The organism is Mycobacterium sp. (assembly GCF_035314665.1).
GTDB lineage: Bacteria > Actinomycetota > Actinomycetes > Mycobacteriales > Mycobacteriaceae > Mycobacterium.
On record NZ_DATFZD010000020.1, the window covers coordinates 1 to 4362 of the forward strand.

The window sequence follows — 4362 nt, forward strand, 5'->3', positions numbered from 1 at the left end:
AAGCACACAACGCCCGTCGCGGGGTGTTGGTCATCCACGAGAACAAGGGTCTGAACGACTGGGTGCGGTCGGTGGCCGGACGTTTCGCCGGCGCCGGCTACTCGGCACTGGCCATCGATCTGTTGTCGGAGGAGGGCGGCACCGGGCACTTTGCCGATCCGGCGCAGGCCACCGCTGCACTCGGCGCCGCCAAGCCCGACCGCTTGATCGCGGACCTGAATTCCGGCATCGACGAACTGCAGATGCGGGTTCCGGGCCACAAAATCGCGGTGGTCGGGTTTTGCTTTGGCGGCGGACTCGTATGGCAACTGCTGGCTTCCGGCGTGCCCGAGCTGTCGGCCGCGGTCCCGTTCTACGGGCCGCTGCCGAACAACCCCGATTTCGCCGGCTCCAAGCGCGCCGCCGTGCTGGCGCTCTACGGGGCCCTCGACACCCGTGTCACGAGTTCCCAGGCCGCGGCCAAAGCAGCCCTAGACCGTGCCGAGCTGATCAACGACATCGTTGTCGAACCCGACGCTGACCATGCGTTCTTCAACGACACTGGACCCCGTTACAACGCCGCCGCCGCACACGACGCCTGGGGGCGGGTGCTGGAGTGGTTCGGCCAGTACCTCGCGTAGTTCTGCACTAATTCATCGAGTGGCCATCGACCGCGCGGGGCCTAGCGCCACCGGCAGCGTCGACCAACCATGCAGAACACGGGTGTCGCGGCGACTGCCCGCGCCGGCAGCACGCACGTCGGGGAAGCGTTCGAAGAATGCTCGCAGCCCCACCTCGCCTTCGGCGCGGGCCAGCGCCGCTCCCAGGCAGAAATGCCGACCACCGGAAAACGCAAGATGTTTACCGGCGTTGTCGCGTTCGATGTCGAAACGGTTCGGGTCGGCGAACACGGCGGGGTCACGGTTGGCCGCGGCAACGTACACCACGACCAGTTCGCCTTGTTTGACCGACTTACCGGCTACCTCTGTGTCGTTGAGCGCCAACCGTGCGGTGAGCTGCACCGGCGATTCAAGACGCAAGATCTCTTCGACGGCGTTGGGCCACAGCTCCGGGCGCTGACGGAGTGTGTGTAGATGTTCAGGAGCATCCAACAACATGCGAATTCCGTTGCCCAACAGATTCACCGTCGTCTCGAAGCCCGCCGCTAACACCAAACCGGCGACCGCGTGGAGCTCGGCATCGTCCAGATACGTTTCCGCCGAACCGCTTTCGGCTTTCTGGATCAGCTGGCTCATCAGGTCGTCGCCGGGGTTCCGGCGCAGCTGTTGGAGATGCTCGGCCAGCCAGTAGTTGAATCCCTCGATCCCGCGCTGCACCTGGCGGTATTGCGGCCAAGGCAGGCCGAAATCCAAACTGGGCGCAGCGAGTTCGCCGAACTCAAGAATGCGCCGACGATCGGCGTCGGGTACGCCAAGGATGTCGCTGATGATCGCCACCGGCAGCTGCGAGCAGTAGCGGTCGACGATGTCGACGACACCCGGTTCGCGGGACAGTTGATCGAGCAGTATCACCGCAGTCTGCTCGACGCCGTCCCGCAGTGCGGCGACCGCCCTCGTGGTGAACACCGACGACACTGTCTTTCGGTAGCGGGTGTGGTCCGGCGGCTCCACCGCCAGCAGCGACGGCGGACGCAACGGATGGAGCAGTTCGTCGCGGGCGCGACGCTCCAGCCACCGCAGCGGCGCCGGCAGATTCGACCCGATCGAGAGCACCCGGAAGTCATCCGACCGCAGCAGTTCATGTCCAATCGCATGGTCCGCGGTGATGTAGCCGACGCGTGAATGCACCAGCGGACCGCGGGCCCGCACCTCCTCGTAGAACGGCACCGGATCCGCTTTGACCGTCGGATCGGCGATCAACCGGGCCTGCAGGTCGCCCCGTCGTGCGCCGATCGACGACAGGCCGCGCATAAAGCCGTGCAGCGCCAGCCAGTGCAACCTTTGCTTCAATGCGATGTCCACATGTAGGGCCCTCCACCTAGACGGGCAGTGCTATCGCAACCCTAGGCCAGTTCCCAATTCATGTTCTTCGCGAACGCGATCGCGTCGTCGGTGACCGTGCCGCATGCCTTGGACCGCTGGATGTAGTCGCGGACCACCGGCAGGAAGTTCATCGGGTTGTAGGCGTCTTCCTCATAACTCCACAAGTCGTCACCGGCGTATTTCATGACCGACAGGTTGGCCGCCTGATGGATGCTGCCATCGCCGGGATCTCGCATCCGGTTGAGGAACTCGCAGAACACCCAACCGCGGTCGGTGTCAATGGAATACCAGGAGGTCGGATAGAACGGCATCTCGCTGCCTGGGAACACATTCATCGTCGAGACAATCCAAGCGCGGATCTGCTCGCGCCCGTGGAAGGTTCCGTAGGTGTGCTCGACGTAGGTTGCATCCTCGGTGAACTGATCGGCGAATCGCGACCAGTCCCAACTGGAACCGATTTCTACGACAACCTGTTTGTGCCGTTCGAAGGCCGACTCGATCTCATCGCGCGACCACTGTCCCATGGCAACCTCATTCAGCTCGATAGTGCTACGTCTTCAGCGATTTTCACGCCTCGGCAACCTCCTTGATGCGGTGCAGCGTCTTGGTCATGTCGCGGATGTTGCGTCGCTGACGCAGGAAACCCCCGAACATCCAGTAATACAGCGTGGTCATCGGCGAGGCGCCCATCCGAAATGATTCGGTGACGTCGGTGCCGCCGGCATTTGGCGCCAGTCGGTAATGCCAGTTGTTCACCGCCCTGTCGCCGAGGAGCACCTCGAAGCCGAATTCCCGGCCGGGTTCGCACGCGGTGACCCGACAGGTGGTCCAGTACACCGGCCCGATTTCGTTCCGCTTGACGTGGCCGCGGAATCGCGCCCCGAGCGCAGGCCCGGTAGCTCCATCAAGCCATTCGGCCTCGAATGTTTCGGGGGAGAACCGCCCGATGTTGCGGACATCCGCGATCAGGTTCCAGTCTTGTCCGCGGGTGCCGCCATGTGAACCGTCGCCGAGCCCTGCATGAGCCGATCCAAGCATGCCTGCGCTTGGCCGGTGACCGGAAATGCCGATCTTGACGCCGAGCAACTAGTCGGTCGGCAAGTCGTGCCGCACCACTCGCACCTTGCCATGCGGCAGGCAGGCGGCGTAGCCGTGGTATTTGCCGTACAGCTCCCACGCGGTGACGTTGTCGTCGGGCAGCACGTCGATCTGATGTCCGTCCGAGAATTCCGGGTGCAGGTCTCCGGTGTCATCCCAGGTGACGTCGGTGCACGTCGCTCCGGAGAAATCGAACAGCGGTCTCTCCTGGACGGCTAGATCGTTGGGGTCGATGGAAACGGCCTCGACGGGCGAGTTGGCGATGGCCGGCAGCGTCAGAGTTATCGGCGTCGAGATGACGAGTTCGTTGTAATCCTCGAGGTTGAGCACCAGACCGTCGCGGAACATGATCCGCTGCACCGCACAACCTTGAATCCAGTGCTCAATCAATTTCTGGTCGGTCATGCATTTACTCTTCTCGCGGCTCGGCATTTGCACAAGACCATCGTTCTCTAAACCATCAAAAAGAATGGTTGCGAATATATCTATTAGCGTTGCCGACGGCCTGGTGGCCAGCACTGCTCTTGTACAGACGATGGATCCGCGCTAGCGTTTCGACGTCTTCTATCGCGATCAAGACGGGTGATCATCATCGACGAGTTCAATGATTCCTTGCACGGCACAAAGCGTTCCAAGGGCGGCGGACCTGATGACGGCGAGGCGCCGGTCATCGTTAGCTTGGTCGAGGCGGCGATGCAGATGTTCTCCGCAGCGATCGACGCCCTGCCCGACAACCACGACCCGGAGTTCTCCGGACGCGCAGCGGTGATCCTGTCCGGCCTGCGAAAGCTGCAGACCGCACTCACCAAAGCAGCGTCGCGCGGCAGGGCGACGCCGTCTGTCATCGTCTCGCTGAGCGGAGTTCGAACGCGTTACGACGATCTGATGGCCATGGCCGCCGACGCGCCCGGCGCGACGCTGGGTCAACAGCTGTATGCCGTACGTCGGCGCGCCAAGCTTTCAGCGCAGGAAACCGCCAACGGCGCGGGGTTGACGGCCGATCTCCTCGACGCCATCGAGGCCGACGAAATCCCGACGGATGATGAAGCGGCCCGGATCAAGGAACTCCTCGCTGCCTTGGACGGCTGACCCGGCGGCCGGCCCCGCCGAACGGCTGCGGTGGCCGGCGACTCGGATAATGCTGGCTGCCGCGTTGACGTCGACGCTCTTCCTGGGCGCAGCGTTTTTGGCGGTAGGCCGGCTGCATTCATCGGCCGCCGATTCTGTTGAGCACCCGGGCCGTACCGCCACCGACGAACAGACCAAAACCGAGGTCGTCGAC

5 protein-coding genes and 1 pseudogene are annotated in these 4362 nt (G+C 63.4%); 2 read left to right on the forward strand and 4 right to left on the reverse strand.

Features of this window, described 5'->3' with window-relative positions; genetic code table 11:
* A partial coding sequence (locus VKI00_RS01285) for a dienelactone hydrolase family protein (RefSeq protein ID WP_324434685.1) occupies positions 1–620 on the forward strand: 620 nt, incomplete at its 5' end.
* Between the two features lie 12 nt (positions 621–632).
* Here VKI00_RS01285 and VKI00_RS01290 read toward each other — a convergent pair.
* The 4 genes and pseudogenes from VKI00_RS01290 to VKI00_RS01305 all read right to left on the reverse strand — a co-directional run bounded on the left by VKI00_RS01290 (position 633) and on the right by VKI00_RS01305 (position 3485).
* Positions 633–1949, reverse strand: coding sequence for a cytochrome P450 (locus VKI00_RS01290; protein WP_324434689.1), 1317 nt, complete (start codon positions 1947–1949; stop codon positions 633–635).
* Between the two features lie 53 nt (positions 1950–2002).
* On the reverse strand, positions 2003–2506 hold the full coding sequence (locus tag VKI00_RS01295) for a nuclear transport factor 2 family protein (RefSeq protein WP_324434686.1): 504 nt from the start codon (positions 2504–2506) through the stop codon (positions 2003–2005).
* A gap of 43 nt (positions 2507–2549) precedes the next feature.
* Positions 2550–3004 (reverse strand): annotated as a pseudogene (locus VKI00_RS01300) (SRPBCC family protein).
* Positions 3005–3068: 64 nt separating this feature from the next.
* Positions 3069–3485: a DUF6188 family protein gene (locus VKI00_RS01305; protein WP_324434688.1), complete on the reverse strand. Its 417-nt coding sequence runs from the start codon at positions 3483–3485 to the stop codon at positions 3069–3071.
* Between the two features lie 294 nt (positions 3486–3779).
* On the opposite strand from VKI00_RS01305, the gene VKI00_RS01310 reads away from it, so the two are divergent.
* Positions 3780–4169 (forward strand): hypothetical protein, encoded by a 390-nt coding sequence (locus VKI00_RS01310; RefSeq protein ID WP_414687092.1) that lies wholly within the window; start codon positions 3780–3782, stop codon positions 4167–4169.
* Positions 4170–4362 lie beyond the last annotated feature (193 nt).